Origin of the sequence: Sphingopyxis sp. (assembly GCF_050725655.1) — a bacterium.
Lineage (GTDB): Bacteria > Pseudomonadota > Alphaproteobacteria > Sphingomonadales > Sphingomonadaceae > Sphingopyxis.
In genome coordinates this window covers 1-14,865 of record NZ_JBOHHT010000087.1, presented here as the reverse complement: position 1 = coordinate 14,865, position 14,865 = coordinate 1, and the positions used below count along the sequence as shown (strand labels likewise).

The 14,865-nt window shown below is 65.2% G+C and carries 17 protein-coding genes and 1 other RNA gene; 8 read left to right on the top strand and 10 right to left on the bottom strand.

The genetic code is table 11. From position 1 onward, the window contains the following. Positions 1 to 467: 467 nt before the first annotated feature. Positions 468 to 1,124 carry a hypothetical protein gene (locus tag ACREBX_RS12520; protein ID WP_431562075.1) on the top strand — a complete coding sequence of 219 codons (657 nt, stop codon included), beginning with the start codon at positions 468 to 470 and terminating at the stop codon, positions 1,122 to 1,124. A 12-nt stretch (positions 1,125 to 1,136) separates the two neighbouring features. On the opposite strand, the gene ACREBX_RS12515 is transcribed toward ACREBX_RS12520, so the two are convergent. From ACREBX_RS12515 to ACREBX_RS12475, 9 genes are all read right to left on the bottom strand, one after another. Next, on the bottom strand, positions 1,137 to 1,292 hold the full coding sequence (locus ACREBX_RS12515; RefSeq protein WP_431562074.1) for a hypothetical protein: 156 nt from the start codon (positions 1,290 to 1,292) through the stop codon (positions 1,137 to 1,139). Positions 1,293 to 1,368: 76 nt separating this feature from the next. Further along, an RNA gene (gene rnpB / locus ACREBX_RS12510) (RNase P RNA component class A) lies at positions 1,369 to 1,763 on the bottom strand. Positions 1,764 to 1,800: 37 nt separating this feature from the next. Further along, the gene (locus tag ACREBX_RS12505; RefSeq protein WP_431562073.1) at positions 1,801 to 2,490 is read right to left on the bottom strand and encodes an N-acetylmuramoyl-L-alanine amidase; all 690 of its coding nucleotides are present in this window, start codon (positions 2,488 to 2,490) and stop codon (positions 1,801 to 1,803) included. 67 nt (positions 2,491 to 2,557) lie between these two features. Further along, a complete protein-coding gene (locus tag ACREBX_RS12500) occupies positions 2,558 to 3,415 on the bottom strand; it encodes a CheR family methyltransferase (RefSeq protein ID WP_431562072.1) in 858 nt (285 codons plus the stop codon). Continuing rightward, complete coding sequence (cheB, locus tag ACREBX_RS12495) at positions 3,412 to 4,512, bottom strand: chemotaxis-specific protein-glutamate methyltransferase CheB (RefSeq protein ID WP_431562071.1); 1,101 nt, start codon at positions 4,510 to 4,512, stop codon at positions 3,412 to 3,414. The genes ACREBX_RS12500 and cheB overlap by 4 nt, the downstream gene beginning before the upstream one ends. A gap of 10 nt (positions 4,513 to 4,522) precedes the next feature. Beyond that, complete coding sequence (locus ACREBX_RS12490; protein WP_039575078.1) at positions 4,523 to 4,897, bottom strand: response regulator; 375 nt, start codon at positions 4,895 to 4,897, stop codon at positions 4,523 to 4,525. A gap of 76 nt (positions 4,898 to 4,973) precedes the next feature. Further along, positions 4,974 to 5,411: a chemotaxis protein CheW gene (locus ACREBX_RS12485; RefSeq protein ID WP_431562070.1), complete on the bottom strand. Its 438-nt coding sequence runs from the start codon at positions 5,409 to 5,411 to the stop codon at positions 4,974 to 4,976. Further along, the gene (locus ACREBX_RS12480) at positions 5,408 to 7,837 is read right to left on the bottom strand and encodes a chemotaxis protein CheA (RefSeq protein ID WP_431562069.1); all 2,430 of its coding nucleotides are present in this window, start codon (positions 7,835 to 7,837) and stop codon (positions 5,408 to 5,410) included. Before ACREBX_RS12480 ends, ACREBX_RS12485 begins: the two co-directional genes overlap by 4 nt. 24 nt (positions 7,838 to 7,861) lie before the next feature. After that, positions 7,862 to 8,518, bottom strand: a complete 657-nt coding sequence (locus ACREBX_RS12475) for a histidine phosphotransferase family protein (protein WP_431562068.1) — start codon at positions 8,516 to 8,518, stop codon at positions 7,862 to 7,864. Positions 8,519 to 8,657: 139 nt separating this feature from the next. Between ACREBX_RS12475 and ACREBX_RS12470 the strand changes: the two genes are divergently transcribed. From ACREBX_RS12470 to ACREBX_RS12460, 3 genes are all read left to right on the top strand, one after another. After that, the gene (locus tag ACREBX_RS12470; protein ID WP_431562067.1) at positions 8,658 to 9,614 is read left to right on the top strand and encodes an RluA family pseudouridine synthase; all 957 of its coding nucleotides are present in this window, start codon (positions 8,658 to 8,660) and stop codon (positions 9,612 to 9,614) included. Positions 9,615 to 9,695: 81 nt separating this feature from the next. Further along, positions 9,696 to 10,598: an RNA polymerase sigma factor RpoH gene (gene rpoH, locus ACREBX_RS12465; protein ID WP_431562066.1), complete on the top strand. Its 903-nt coding sequence runs from the start codon at positions 9,696 to 9,698 to the stop codon at positions 10,596 to 10,598. An 85-nt stretch (positions 10,599 to 10,683) separates the two neighbouring features. Then, on the top strand, positions 10,684 to 11,259 hold the full coding sequence (locus ACREBX_RS12460) for a hypothetical protein (RefSeq protein WP_431562065.1): 576 nt from the start codon (positions 10,684 to 10,686) through the stop codon (positions 11,257 to 11,259). A gap of 10 nt (positions 11,260 to 11,269) precedes the next feature. Here ACREBX_RS12460 and ACREBX_RS12455 read toward each other — a convergent pair whose 3' ends face one another. Beyond that, positions 11,270 to 12,070, bottom strand: a complete 801-nt coding sequence (locus ACREBX_RS12455; RefSeq protein WP_431562064.1) for a transporter — start codon at positions 12,068 to 12,070, stop codon at positions 11,270 to 11,272. A gap of 90 nt (positions 12,071 to 12,160) precedes the next feature. On the opposite strand from ACREBX_RS12455, the gene mtgA reads away from it, so the two are divergent. Genes mtgA through ACREBX_RS12435 form a run of 4 tightly spaced genes read left to right on the top strand, consistent with a single transcriptional unit; the run spans position 12,161 to position 14,779 of the window. Next, positions 12,161 to 12,868, top strand: a complete 708-nt coding sequence (mtgA, locus tag ACREBX_RS12450; RefSeq protein WP_431562063.1) for a monofunctional biosynthetic peptidoglycan transglycosylase — start codon at positions 12,161 to 12,163, stop codon at positions 12,866 to 12,868. A 45-nt stretch (positions 12,869 to 12,913) separates the two neighbouring features. After that, positions 12,914 to 13,432 carry a hypothetical protein gene (locus ACREBX_RS12445; protein WP_431562062.1) on the top strand — a complete coding sequence of 173 codons (519 nt, stop codon included), beginning with the start codon at positions 12,914 to 12,916 and terminating at the stop codon, positions 13,430 to 13,432. Next, on the top strand, positions 13,429 to 14,427 hold the full coding sequence (locus tag ACREBX_RS12440; protein ID WP_431562061.1) for an acyl-CoA desaturase: 999 nt from the start codon (positions 13,429 to 13,431) through the stop codon (positions 14,425 to 14,427). The genes ACREBX_RS12445 and ACREBX_RS12440 overlap by 4 nt, the downstream gene beginning before the upstream one ends. Beyond that, positions 14,411 to 14,779: a hypothetical protein gene (locus ACREBX_RS12435; protein WP_431562060.1), complete on the top strand. Its 369-nt coding sequence runs from the start codon at positions 14,411 to 14,413 to the stop codon at positions 14,777 to 14,779. Before ACREBX_RS12440 ends, ACREBX_RS12435 begins: the two co-directional genes overlap by 17 nt. The last annotated feature ends 86 nt before the right edge of the window (positions 14,780 to 14,865 follow it).

Sequence of the window (14,865 nt, the reverse complement as noted above, 5' to 3'; positions counted from 1 at the left end):
TCCTCCCCGCTTGCGGGGAGGGGGACCGCCGAAGGTGGTGGAGGGGGTTGGCGGCCTGAAGCGACGTTGCGGGCGGGCGCCAGCCCCCTCCGTCAGCGCTTCGCGCTGTCACCTCCCCACAAGTGGGGAGGATCGGTACGGCCGCTCTCACTCCATTCCCGCCACTCGCCGTCAATCTGGATGCTATGAGCGGAACCGACCGATAGTGGCCGTTCTTCCCCCCTCCCGCTTGCGGGAGGGGTCGGGGGTGGGCGACGACGGCGCGGTCATGCCCACCCCGCTGCGGCTAGCCAGCAAGCTGGCAAGCCTCGCTGCCCCTCCCGCTTGCGGGAGGGGAGATCATCGTCCGCTCACCACCCCAAAACCGCCGTTGCTCCGGGCAACGCTGTGCGCAACGTCACCGACAGCGGCTGGACGAGCGCGTAACAGCTGATAATCTGACACCGATCGAGGGGGAGATTGGGGCGATGCGAGAACCGACATTCCTGGCCGCGCTGTTGCTGTCCGGCACGGCCCACGCTGCGCAAGACCGTCCGGCGCTGCCGCCGGTCAGCGACCAGTTCCTACTCGATCAGCTCGAACTCGGCGAAGAAATCGAAACGCGCGCTGACGGCGACCTCAACGGCGACGGCGACGCCGACACCGTCTTCGTCGTCGCCAGTCCCGACGAGCGGCACCTCTATGTCGTGCTCAGCTATCGCGGCGAGGTCGATATCGGGCACGAACCGGGGGGTCATTTCAAGCTGGAGCCCGATCCGCTTGGCCCCGCCGGGCTGACAACCAACAAGGGCGTGCTGACGATCCGCGACCTAACGGGCGGCACCACCGCGCTGTCGGCGACCTATCGCTACCGCGCCGCCATCACGAAAGACCGGCCGCGGATGCGGCTGATCGGGCTCGATGCGACGGCGTACAGCCGTACCTATGCGCATGACGGCAACGAGATGAGCTGGAATGTTGCGACGGGCAACACGATCACCAGCCTGCTGAAGGTCGCGACAAGCGGCGACCGCGGGTACGACAAGCTGTACACGCGCAAGTTCAAACGGCCGGTGCGGACGATCTATATGGAGGACACGCCGGGCGCCGAGGAAGAACTCGTCGGCGTGACGAAGGCAAAATGAGGCTGCCTTCGATCAGGGTTGCAACAGCGCCGGGATGATCCAGATCGCCGACAGGACGATAACCACCGCGATCAACGAGAAAGCCAGCACATAGCGGACGTTGTGGCCCTTTACCCCGCCGCTCGCCTCGGTCTCGGTCACTTCGACATGGTCATCGACGACTTTCATGATGCGGTTCCCTTTCAACTGGTCCGTTTAGAACGCGGCCCGCACGCGGGCGTTCCGCGCGGGTGTTGGGGAGAGTGTTGCCAGAGGGTCTATAAGCCGGGTTCTGTCCATCCCCTTGCGGGGACTGTGCGATCATTCCTCTAGGCGAACGGTTACCCGAACGCTCAAGCAGTCAACCCGGACGGCTGGGCCGGAATCAGCCCTGGATAAATCCGTACCGTCCCTATTCGACCTTGCTCCCGGTGGGGTTTGCCGTGCCGCGCCTGTTACCAGCCGCGCGGTGCGCTCTTACCGCACCCTTTCACCTTTCGCCGGGCCGAAGCCTTTGGCGGTCTGCTCTCTGTGGCACTTTCCCTGAACCTGGCCAAAGCCCGATCCGCCGGACGTTATCCGGCACCGTGATTTCCGTGGAGCCCGGACTTTCCTCCCCCGGCGGGATACCCCACCGGCGGCGATCGCCCAACCCTCTGGCCAGCGCCTTATACGCCTCGCGGCGCGATTTGACGAGTCAATTGCCCTCGGGCTGGGGAAGCAGTAGCGCGAGCAGGATCGCGCGGCATTCGCCGTCGATCGTGCCGTCGATCAGTTCGGGGCGAAAGCGGCGCTGGAACGCGACGGTCGCGGCGAACCCATCGGTCACATCGTAACCGAAGCGCTCGAGCGCGAGCAGGAAACCCGCGTCGGTCCACAAGGGATCGGTGAGCTTCTTGGTCGGACGGGGCAGCGCGAGGCGGCGGCGCGCAAGTTCCTCCCACGGGAATAGCTCGCCCGGATCCTGCTTGCGCGTCGGGGCGATGTCCGAGTGACCAATGACGTTGCCGCGCGTGACCGAATGCCGGTCCTTGATCTGGTGGACGAGGCGCACGACCGAGGCGACCTGCGGGTCGGGGAACGGCACATAGCCCCATTCATGCCCCGGATTGACGATTTCGATCCCGACGCTCGCCGAATTAATGTCGCTGACGCCGCGCCAGTGCGACTTGCCCGCGTGCCAGGCGCGCTTGTCCTCGGGCACCATCCGGGTGATCTGCCCGTCCTCGCTGACGACATAGTGCGCCGAAACCTGGGCTTCTGGATTGGCAAGCCAATCAATGGCTTCGGCGCCGTTCTTCATACCGGTATAATGCAGCACGATCATCGAGATGGGCAGCGCGCGCTCGTCGAAATTGGGAGACCAGCGTTCGATAAAATCGCTCATGCGCTCCGGGGACCCGTCCTGTACTTGCCAAGTCGTCGATTGCGCCAGTGGCGCACAAAAAGCAAGGTCAGGCCGCAGCCGCGCGGCGCACCTGCTGATCGGCGGGCTCGTAAAGGCCGCGCAGACGCGGGCTCGCGACGAACTGATCGGTCTGGCCGAGCACGGTTTCGCCCGCGCCGAGCACGAGGAAGCTTTGCGGCGCCGCCATCGCGCGCAGCCGCGCGAACGCCTTCTGGCGCATCGGTGCCGAGAAATAGAGCAGCAGGTTGCGGCAAAAGATCAGGTCGGCGGGACTTGCCAGCGGCGGCCGGTCGGTGAGCATATTCTGCACCGAAAAATCGGCACGGCGGCGCAGATCCGCCTTGGCCAGCCATCCGCCCTCGGTCTGGTCGAACCAGCGCACCATGCGCTGCACGGGCAGCCCGCGCTGAATCTCGAACTGGCTGTAGAGGCCGACGCGCGCGCGCGAAATCGCATGATAGCTGACATCGGTGCCGACGATATCGACCTGCCACCCCGCCCATTTCGCGCCTTGCTCGGCGATCAGCATCGCGAGTGAATAGGCTTCCTGCCCGGTCGATACGCCGCAATGCCAGACGGTCAGCCGGCGGCGCAGTTTGTTGATCTCGCGAATCTGCTCAAGCGCGGTCGCAGCTATTTCGTCGAACACGCTGTATTCGCGGTAGAAATAGGTTTCGTTGTTGAGCATCGCATCGACCGTGTCGTCGAGCAATTGCCGGCTGTTCGAAGTGACGAGCGCCGCAACGAGCGCATCAAGATCGGCGATGCCGTGGCGCTGCATCACGGGTTTCAGCGACATTTCGATCCGCCAGATGCGGTTCGGCGACAGCGTCTGCCCGGTCCGCGATTCAAGCACGCCCATCAGGACGCGATAGGCCGATTCGCTGGCGCTTCCGTCCATCATGACCTGCGGCGCCCGGGAAGGAAGCTGCCGAGCATCAGCGCGATCGCGTCGGGGTTCAGCGTCGTCGCCGCTATGCCCGCCTTGGCGACGGCGCCCGGCATGCCCCAGATCACGCAGCTTTCGGGCGCCTGTGCGAAAATCGTCCCGCCGGCCTCTTTCAGCCGCGCCGCCCCGATCACCCCGTCACGGCCCATGCCGCTGAGAATCACGGCAACGCCGCCCTTGCCATAGATCTCGGCGACCGAATCGAGCATCGGATCGGCCGAGGGGCAGCAGCCATTGTCCACGACACGGTGATCGAGCGCGATTTCGCGGCGCCGGCCATTGGCGACGACGAGCAGATGCGCATCGCCCGGCGCGAGATAGATGCAGCCGCGCTCGACGGCCATTCCGGCTTCGGCAACGCGGACGCGGCGCGTCGTCATCGTCGCGATCTGCTTGGCGTAAAATTCCATGAAGGCGTCGGGCAGATGCTGGGTGAGCAGAATCGGCGCGCTGATCCTGGGATCGAGGTGCGCTAGAAAATTGGCGAAGGCGGGAATGCCGCCGGTCGATGCCGCGACCGCGATACATTCGATCGGCTGATCGGTATCGATCGCGAAGGCGGCGGGCGCCGGAGCCGAGCGCTCGGCGGCCGGGACCGTTGCAGGGAAATCGCGCTGATGGCCGAGCGTCATGATCCGCTCAGTCAGCACTTCGGCGAAACGCCCAGAGAAGCTGCCGCGCCCGGGTTTGGCCAGCGTGTCGCTCGCACCGAGAGCCAGCGCGTCGATCGCGGCCGGACCGCCCTCGACGCAGTTCGACGAGAGGATGAGGACACGGGCCTTTTCAGCGCGCTTCAATATGTGCGGCAGCGCGTCGATGCCGTTCATTCCCGGCATCTCTATATCGAGCACCACAACGTCGACGGGCTCGCGCGCCAGATAGTCGAGCGCGTCATGCGCCGAGGCTACCGAGGCGCAGATCTTGAGTCCCGGCCGCTGATCGACGATCCGCTCGAGGATGCTGCGGACGACGAGGCTGTCGTCGACGAGCATCACGCGCACCGTGCGGGCGGTGGGTTCCGGATCGGATATCAGGCGTTGTGGACGGGCCACCTAAAAAACCTCAAGCGATGCCGACGAGCTGCAGCTTTCCTTCAAGCGTTTCGCGGTCGAACGGCTTCATGACATATTCGTCCGCGCCGGCTTCGATCGCGGCGCGGATATGGTCGATGCTGTTTTCGGTCGTGCAGAAAACGACACGCGGGCGTTCTTCGCGCCCATAGTCGAGATCGTTGAATGCACCGAGGAACTCCATTCCGCTCATCACCGGCATGTTCCAGTCGAGCAGGATGACATCGGGACGATTGGCGCGGCAGAAGGTCAGCGCCTCCTGCCCGTCGGCCGCCTCTTCGACAGCGAAGGACATGCTTTCAAGGATATGGCGCGCGACCTTGCGAATGACTTTGCTGTCATCGACCACCAGACAAGATTTCGACATTCAGTTAACTCCGACCCCCGGGATTTGGGCATGTTTAAGGTGAAGGCGTGAGCAGCCCGTTAATAGACGGCCGAATTCATGCGGCTTTTAAGGCCGGCAGCGTGATAAAGTTCGACGGATCGACGACGAGCAGCGACGCGCCCCGATGTTCGATCATCGCATCGGCGACGCGCGCCCAGCCGGGGAGCAGTTTTCCGGCGATGCGCGTTTCGGCGGCGTCGATGAAACAGACATCCTCGATCTCGTCGGCGAGCAGCGCATAGCCATGCTCGGCGACGTCGACGACGATCACGCGCTGGCCCGGCGCCACCGGCACCGCGGGCAGGCCGATGACGACATGCGGATCGATGAGGGTGAAGACACGGCTGCGCAGCGCAAAGAGCCCGGCGACATGCGGCGGCGCGGCGGGCACTTCGACCGGCGTGCCGACGGTGACGACCGAATTGATCGCGCGGCTGCGCAAGGCGACGCGTGTGTCAGCGATGCGCGCGATCAGATAGAGTTTTTCCATCATGCGCTCTCTCCCCCGATTTGGCGGCGCAGCGCGTCGAGCAGCGCCTGGCGGTCATAACGATAGACGCTTTCGTCCTCCGGCCCCGCGGCCGCGATCGAGGTGGGCAGGCGGATCACCGGCACGTCGCCGTCCAGATGCCCGCAAAACTCGCCCTCTTCGGTGAGGCACAGCAAGACATCGTGCGCTTCATCCGACGCGTCGTCGCCCAGGACGACGCGGTAGCCGGCATTTCGCAGGATCGGCGCAAGGAAATTACCGCCCCAGCCGTCACGATCATCGGCAAGGCGGCAGAGCGGCTGATGCAGCGCGGGTACAGGCGCGCCCGCGGCATATTGTTCCATCAGCCAGAAGGGATCGATCAGTTCGACGGGCTCGCCGCCGACGAGCACGACGCCCGCGATCAGACCGGGCGCCGCCGACGGCTGCACGACATCGGGCAGGCGGACGATGTCGATCACCTCGGCGATCGGATAACAGAGCACCGAGCGACCATCGAACAGGCGAAGGAGCTTCAGCGTCCCTTCGCCGTCCGGCAGCGCCGCGGCATGGACGGGGAAAATATCGTCGCCGATCTGCGCCTGCACCCGGCCCGCGCTTTCGAACAGTGCCGTTGCGGGAACTTCCTCGACGCGTTCGATGACCGACAGGCGGACGCCGCGGACACGGCCGTTCATGTCGCGGAACAGCAGCAACTGCACGGCGTTGCGCGCCGCCACGGCTTCCGCCTCGGCCTCGGCCATCCGGTCGTGGCTCCGGCCCGTTTCGCTGGCGTCGATCGCCGCGGTCGCCAGTAGGCCCTGGACATCGAGCAACAGGACCGGGCGGCCGTTATCGGGCAGCGTCGTGCCGGCATAAAGCCCGGTCGCCATGATTATCGGCGCCGCGGGTTTGATCACCAGTTCCTCATGGTCGTGGATCGCCGCGACGCTCAGCGCATAGCTTTGCCCCTGCCCCGGACGGACGATGACGAGCGCACGGTCGTCACCGTCGTCGGCCTCGTCGCGCTCGCGACCCAGTATATTTTCGAGGCGGAGGAGCGGAAACTGTTCGCCGCGCACCGTCGCGAGTTCGCCGCCACCGAGCTGGTCGATGCGCACCGTATCGCCGTTTTCCAGCAGGATTTCCCGCACCGCACCGCGCGGTATCGCGAAATATTGTCCCGCCGCGCGCACCATCAGGCCCGAAATGATCGTCAGCGTCATCGGCACACGGAGCAGGATCGTCAGGCCGCGCCCCTCTTCGTTGCGCAGTTCGACGATGCCGCCGATCTTTTCGACATTCGCCTTGACGATGTCCATGCCGACGCCGCGGCCGGAGACCGAGGTAATCTTCGCCGCGGTCGAAAAGCCGGGACGAAAGATCAGGTCGAGCTTGTCCTTGGGCGCCAGCGCGCGCGCCTCGGTCGCGGTCAGGAGGCGCGAGGCGATCGCCTTCGCGGTCAGGGCGTCGGGCGACAGGCCACGGCCGTCGTCGCGCACTTCGATTTCGATCTGGTTGCCCGACTGGCGCGCCGAGACCGAGATCGTCGCGGTGATGTCCTTGCCCGCAGCGACACGGCCCTCGAGCGGCTCGATGCCATGGTCGATCGCGTTGCGGACGATGTGGATCAGCGGATCGCGGATATTCTCCATCATCTCGCGGTCGAGTTCGACTTCGCCGCCGCTCGTCTGGAAGGCGATCTTCTTACCCATGTCCTTTGCGAGATCGCGGACGATGCGCGGCAGCGGGGCGAACAGCTTGTCGATCCGCTGCATGCGCATCTGGCTGACCGACTGGCGCATTCCGGCGATCGAGTCGGAGAGACGATCGAACGACGCGATGACCGACAGATCGGCGCCCGATTCGCGGAGCATCCGCGCAAATTCATTACGCGCCAGCACGATGTCGGTAACGCCGGTCATGACGCTGTCGAGCAACGGCAGGGGGACGCGGATCGAGCGCCAGCTTTGCAGTTCGGCACTGAAATCATCGTCGCGGCGGAGGGGAACGCCCGCGACCTCGAACGGCGTATCTTCGGGAATTTCGCCAGCGAGCGCGCCGATGACATCGCGGTCGTCGCCGGCCGGCTCGATACCATTCTGGCTCAACGCCGTGCAAAGGTCGCCCAGCCGGTCGAGGATGCCGAGCACCCCGGTGACGAGCGTGGCGTTCGCCGGGCGGTTACCGCGACGTACCTGATCGAGCGCATCCTCGGCGGCATGCGACAAGGCGGTAACGCGCGGCAAGGCCAGAAAACCCGAGCTGCCCTTGATCGTGTGGACAAGCCGGAAAATCGCATCAAGCTGCGCGCGGTCCGCGGGATCCGCCTCCCACGCGACAATGGCCCCGCCCGCTTCGGCAAGGATTTCCGCCGTTTCGGCCAGAAAGTCGTTCAGCAGATCGTCCATCGCGATACCGGTGCGCCCCAAAAACTGAGGTTCGACCATGCCCGACAATGGTTAAGGGAGGCTTTACCCGCGGCCGCGGAGCACCGCGCCGACGAGCAAGGATGTCGGTGTTTCGCGCGCGAGCATCACCGTGCCGTCATTCTGCCGCGCCACCGCCTGCACCAGCACCGCGGGCGCGGTGCGCGAGGTCATCGGGCTTGCCCCCTCGCCTTCGGCAAGGATGCGTTCGACGTCGGCGTCGAGGAAGATGCGCTCGGCCTCGACATGCAACGCAATCTCGATCGCCCCCTCTTGATTGGCACCTTGCTTCTCGCAGCCGACATCGAGCCGCCCGCCGCGCACCAGTGCATCGACGAGGAGAAGCGACAGGTTGAGGATGATCTTTACCGCGGGCTTCGGCAGCGGGTCGGTCCCGATCATCCAGTTGAGTTCGATCGCGCGGTCGCCGATGATGCCCTGGATCGCCGATTTGGCCTCATCGGCCGGGACAAGCTCGCCAAACCCGCCCGCCGAGCCGAACGCCAAGCGGAAGAATTTGAGCTTGTTCGCCGACGTCCGCGCGCTTTGTTCGAGCAGTTCGAAGCAACGCTCGCGCATCGCCGGGTCTTTCTCGTCGGCGAGCAGTTCGAGGCCGTTGGCGAAGGCGCCGACGGGGCTCAGCAGGTCGTGACACAGGCGCGAGGCCAGCATCGAGGCGAAATCGACGCGATCGTCGGACATGGATGAACAGGCTCCCCAGCGCAGTGTCCGGACATTTCCGGCGTGGGCTGCTCCTACGGCACCGACCCCGTCCAGAGCAAGCGCGATACGGTAAGCTGTGACCCTTGAATTTCGGCGCCCGAAAACCACATTCCAATCAATGCAGGGGGATGACGACATTTTGACCGTGGCGCTGAACGACAGCGCGGCCGGACTGCGGCTTGACCGGGCGTTGGCCGAAGCGCTGCCCAGCCTGTCGCGCGAACGATTGAAGAGCCTGATCAAGGGCGGCCGCGTCGTCGATGCAAGTGGGACAATCCTTTGGGATCCCTCGGCAAAGGCGGCCGCCCCCGCGACGATCGAGGTTCGCCTTCCCGCCGCCACGCCCGCGCATAATGTCGCGCAGGACATGGGTCTGGTCATCGCCTATGAAGACGAGCATCTGATCGTCGTCGACAAGCCCGCGGGCATGGTCGTCCACCCCGCCGCGGGCAATCTCGACGGCACGATGGTCAACGCATTGCTCCACCATTGCGCGGGACAGCTTTCGGGGATCGGCGGCGTCGCGCGGCCTGGGATCGTCCACCGTATCGACAAGGATACGAGCGGGCTGATCGTCGCCGCCAAACACGACCGCGCGCACGAAGGTCTCGCGAAACAATTCGCCGCGCACAGCATCGACCGCCGTTATCTCGCGCTCGCGACCGGACGGCCGGTGCCGGTAAACGGGACAATCGACGCCGCGCTCGGCCGGTCGAACACCAACCGCAAGAAGATGGCGGTGGTGGCGGAGGATCGTGGGAAGCGCGCGGTGACGCACTACCGGACGATCGAGCCGTTGAAGCATGCGACTTTGGTCGAATGCAGGCTGGAAACCGGACGCACCCATCAGGTGCGCGTCCACATGGCACACATCGGCCATCCGCTGGTCGGCGATCCGGTCTATGGACGCGCCAGAAAGCCGCTGTCGGAGGTGCTGAAAGCGCGGAATTTCGTGCGGCAGGCATTGCACGCAGCCCATTTGGGCTTTATTCATCCGGTGACCGGTAACAACATCGCGCTCGACAGCGAACTCCCAAGCGACATGCGGGAACTGATCGATGAATTGCGCGTTTAGGTTTCGAATAAAAATCTATCTCGACCGCTGGAACCAACCGCGGCATATTTCTCCTCTGAAAAATTAGGGAAGACGCTACCAATGGCTAACAAAAGCAATGTTCCGGCAACGGTGCCCGCGCTCGGCGGTGAGGCGAGCCTGAACCGCTATCTGGCCGAAATCCGGAAATTCCCCCTGCTCACTCCCGAGCAGGAATATATGCTCGCGCGGCGATTCCAGGAGCATGGCGACAATGAAGCTGCGGCGCAGCTCGTCACCTCGCACCTCCGCCTCGTCGCGAAGATCGCGATGGGCTATCGCGGCTATGGCCTGCCCGTCAGCGAGCTGATCAGCGAAGGCAATATCGGCCTGATGCAGGGCGTGAAGAAGTTCGATCCCGAACGCGGCTTCCGCCTCGCGACCTATGCGATGTGGTGGATCCGCGCCTCGATCCAGGAGTTCATCCTGCGGTCGTGGAGCCTCGTGAAGATGGGAACGACCGCGGCGCAGAAGAAGCTGTTCTTCAACCTTCGCCGGATGAAGAACAACCTCGCGGCGTTCGAGGACGGCGACCTGTCGCCCGAACATCTGACCAAGATCGCGACCGACCTCGGCGTCACCGAGGAAGAGGTTACCAGCATGAACCGCCGCATGGCGATGGGCGGCGACACCTCGCTGAACGTGCCGATGGGCGAAGATGGCGACAGCCAGTGGCAGGATCTGCTCGGCGACGAGGGACCGCTCCAGGACGAGCGCGTCGCCGAGGCGCAGGAACGCGATGTGCGTCATTCGCTGCTGAATGAGGCACTGGAATCGCTCAACGAGCGCGAGCGCCACATCCTCACCGAACGCCGCCTGACCGACGACCCCAAGACGCTGGAAGATTTGAGCCAGGTTTACGACGTCAGCCGCGAACGCGTCCGCCAGATCGAAGTGCGCGCGTTCGAAAAGCTGCAGAAGGCGATGCTGAAGCTCGCCGGCGACCGGCGACTGGTGGGCGCCTGATCCGCCCCATCCTTTGTGCCCGTGATTTGACTCGCGGGCGCAAAGGACTAGCCTTTCCCTCCGGCCGATCGGAGGGGGAAATAGCATGTGGAAATGGATCCGGGTTCCCAAGGGCATCGCGCTGCTGGCTTTTTTGCTGCCGTGGATGACCGTCAGCTGCTCAGGCCAGAAACTTGTCGAGGCGAGCGGCTTCGGCCTCGCTTTTGGCCGCGTCACGGCGATGGGTCAGGCGTCCCAGGCGAGCGACGGCGCCTCAGTCAATATCTGGCTGATCCTCGCGCTGCTCGCCATTGCGGGCGGACTGGTCCTGCTTTTCCTGAAAGGCCGCGAGGCGGCGAAGCTGGTGCTCGGCACCTCGGTTGCCGCGATCGCGCTGATCTTTGCCGGCACCTGGCGTTACAGCAAGGACGCGATCCTCGCCGAGGCGGCCAAGGATGGGCAGAATAGCCGGATGGATGAAGCCGCGCTTGCGATGATTCAGGTCCATTGGGAAATCGGATATTGGCTGGCGCTGCTGTCGCTGATCGCCGCCGCGGTGATGGCGTGGCTGGTGATGAGCGGCAAGGAAGCCGAAGCCGAGGCGAAGATGCGCTCGCTCGCTACCGGTAGCGCGATCGATGCATCGAAGGACAAGAAGGACGACGAGCCGCCGAAGAGCTGAGGATCTCGCATCAGAAGCGGCGCACGAAACCGAAATAAAGTTCGATATCCGGGCTGTCGCGATTGAGGCCGATATTGGCGCCCAAATCCCACTGGCTGTCGGCGTCGGGTTGCCAGCCGGCTGAAAGCCCGGCGAGCGCCTCGGTTGTGTGACCGCCGGGGTCGCGATCGCGGGTCAGCGACACTTCCGCCGCCATCGAGACATCGTCGGACAGGCCGAACCCCACTCCCGCGACCGAGCCATAGGCCGTATGCCGGCCGTTGCCGTCGCTATCGACGGCGGCGTCGACATGCGGCGTGAAGCCCAGCGACAATGCGCCGATTTCGAAGCTGACCGGCACGATCATCCCCGCCCCCCAATCGCCCGCACCGACGCCCTTGCCGCCCAGCGGAAGCGTGGCATAGGGCATCAGCGCGACCGAAAAGCCCGATCCATCGGGATTGTTCAGATTCTGCCGCAACGCGAGCGTTACGTCGCCGGTTCGCGTCCAGCTGGTCGCGTCACCCGTCGCCCGGTCGCGGTCGCGCACATGGCCGAGCATCGTCCATCCCAGTTGCACCTCCAGCGACGAGGTCAGCCCGGCGCGCAGCAGCGCGTCGCCGAAGGTCCAGCTATCGCTCCGGCTGTCGGCGGTGCGATCGAGCGTCCAGTCGGCCAGGCCGATCTCGAACAGCAGCGACCCCGGCTCGACCGTGCAGGCGGGTGTGCCGAGCCCCGGCCGGTCGGGGCAAAGATCGCGGCGATCCTCGTTCGCGAAGGCTGGCGCAGCGGCCGTCGCGGCGGCTAGCAGCAAGAGGGATCGAAGCGACATGCAGGTCTTTCCTTCGCCGGACAGCAGTGTTTTTTGTTCCGCAAGATCAAGCCCGCTTGCCTGGAAATCGCAAGTGGCTAATTTGCCCCCATGGTAACTCCCTCCCGCGCAACGAAGCGCAAGCTCACGTGGTATCTCCGGCCGTTCAAATGGCTGTTCTGGTTCATTGCCGCCTCGGTGCTGTGGGTCCTGCTCTATGCCGTGGTGCCGCCGCCCGTGACGTTCACGATGCTGGCCGACAGCAGCGGGATCACCAAGGACTGGACGGGCCTGTCGGGCATCGACCGTAATATGGTGCGCGCGGTGATCGCGGCCGAGGACGGCAAATTCTGCAGCCACAATGGCTTCGACCGCGACGCGATCGAGCAGGCGATCGAGCGCAACGCCAAGGGCAAGCGCATGCGCGGCGGATCGACCGTCAGCCAGCAGACCGCGAAGAATGTCTTCCTGTGGCAAGGCACCGGCTGGACGCGTTATGTCCGCAAGGTGCCCGAAGTCTGGTTCACCTTCCTGATCGAGAAGATCTGGGGCAAGCGCCGGATCATGGAAGTTTACCTCAACGTCGCCGAGACCGGCATCGGCACCTATGGCGTCGAGGCGGGGGCGCAGCGATATTTCAACCATGGCGCGGGCAAGCTGACCCCCGCCGAGGCGGGGCGGATCGCCGCGATCCTGCCGCTGCCCAAGAAACGCGAGGCGGTGAGCCCGTCGGGCTTTACGCGCCGTTACGGCAACACGATCCGCGCGCGCATCGGCGTGGTCAAGCGCGACGGGCTGGATGCATGTGTCTATAAATAAACGGGGAATGACACCTGTGATGGCCAAATCGAATTGAGCGCTCTCTTGGGCTCATCTGCTTCCGCGATCGTGGAATGGCTGGCGGACGTCGGCGGGCGATGGGGACTGTCGGCCGACGCCTGCCGCGTCCACGGCCTCTTATATCTGATGGCAAGGCCGCTCGCGACCGAAGCCATCGCCGCCGAATTGACGCTGACGCCGGCCGCGACGGACGAAGCCCTCGCCTGGCTGGCGGCGGAAGGGCTGGTAACGGGAGATTCCGAAGGCTGGACCACCCGGGCCGATCCCTGGCTGCTGATGCTGCAGACGCTCGAGAAACGACGGCAGCGCGAACTGGCGCCCGCACTGGCGGTCCTTGGGCCTTGGCGCCAATCGGGCGGCGGCGAGGAAAATCCGCTGGTGGCGCGGCAGGCGAAACGTCTGCTCGATCTGGTCGAGGATCTCGCGGCGATCGATGCGGGAACGAGGCGCCTTTCGCCCCGCACGCTGCGGCGCGTGGTCGGCATTGGCGGGCGCGCCGCGCGCCTGTTCGGCGGCGCGGGCAATAGAGGGGGGAGTTCATGAGCGAAGCGAGCGGCGCGGCGGCGGGGGCGTTCAGGGTCAATTCGCTGACCGGCCTCGATCGGGCCGACGCGGTCGAGGGCCGCGTGCTGTGGGACGCCCCCCGGTCGATCTGGAACATGGCGATGCTGGCGATGGCGCTGGTGCTGGGTCCGCTCACCTTCAGCGGGAGCGCGCTGGCGGTGTTTCTGGTGACCTCGGCGGTGACGCTGTGCGCCGGCCATTCGGTCGGCTTTCACCGGCGGCTGATCCATCGCAGCTTCGATTGCCCGAAATGGCTCGAACGCCTTCTCGTCTGGCTTGGAACGATGGTGGGAATGGGTGGGCCGATCTGGACGATCCGCCTGCACGACAGCCGCGACTGGGCGCAGCGGCAGCCCGATTGCCACTGGTTCCTGCGGCATGCCAAGCCGCTCGCGATCGACGGTTTCTATTATCTCAACTTCCGGCTCCAGCTTGCCCGGCCGCCCGGCTTCGACCCCGGACCCGGCATCGGCGACGACCGCTTCTACCGTTTTCTCGACCGTTACTGGATGCTGCAACAGGTGCCGATCGCGCTCGTCCTCTATCTGCTCGGCGGCTGGTCGTGGGTCGTCTGGGGGGTGCCGGTGCGCGTTGCCGCCTGCACGACGATGCACTGGTTCATATCCTATTTCGCGCACACGCGCGGACCGCAGGACTGGTCGGTCGATGGCGCCGTCATCCAGGCATATAATGTGCCGGTCATGGCCATCCCGACGATGGGTGAGAGCTGGCACAGCAATCACCATGCCTTTCCAAGCTCGGCCCGGCATGGCCTCTATCCGGGCCAGATCGACCTCGGATACCGGTTCATCCAGCTGCTCGCGCTGTTCGGGCTCGCGTCGAACATCCGTCTGCCGGCCAACCTGCCCGCGCGGCCGGGGATTACTCCGCTCACCGCGCGGGCGCTGAGCGCCGCGTCGGATCGTCAGGCCGAGACGCTGGCCGCCAAGGCGCGCGATGACGGCCGGCCCTGATCCGCTCGAAATTCTGCGCGCGGCTCACGGCCTCGAACAGGCCGACGCATCGCACTGGACGTTTCGTATTGGGCGCTGGCGGTTCCGCCTGCCCAATTTCGCATGGCGGCAAGCGGCGATCGACGCGCACGACCGCCACCATCTCATCACCGGTTATCCGCTGACACTGACCGGCGAGATCCAGCTCGCGGCATGGGAATGGGGCGCCGGCCGGTATCCCGACTGGCGCGCGACGCTTTTTTGCTCGCCGCTGATCCTTGCCGGGGTCGTCGCGCTGCCGCGCCGGACCTGGCGCGCCTATGCCGCAGGACGGCAATGCGAAAGCCTCTATCAGCGGGATGAATTGGTGTAGAGCTCGGCCGGAGCACCGGCGCTACGCCGGCTTCCAGCTCTTGCGCTCTTCGGCCTGCTTCAGCACCTCGAACGCCGCCTGCCCCG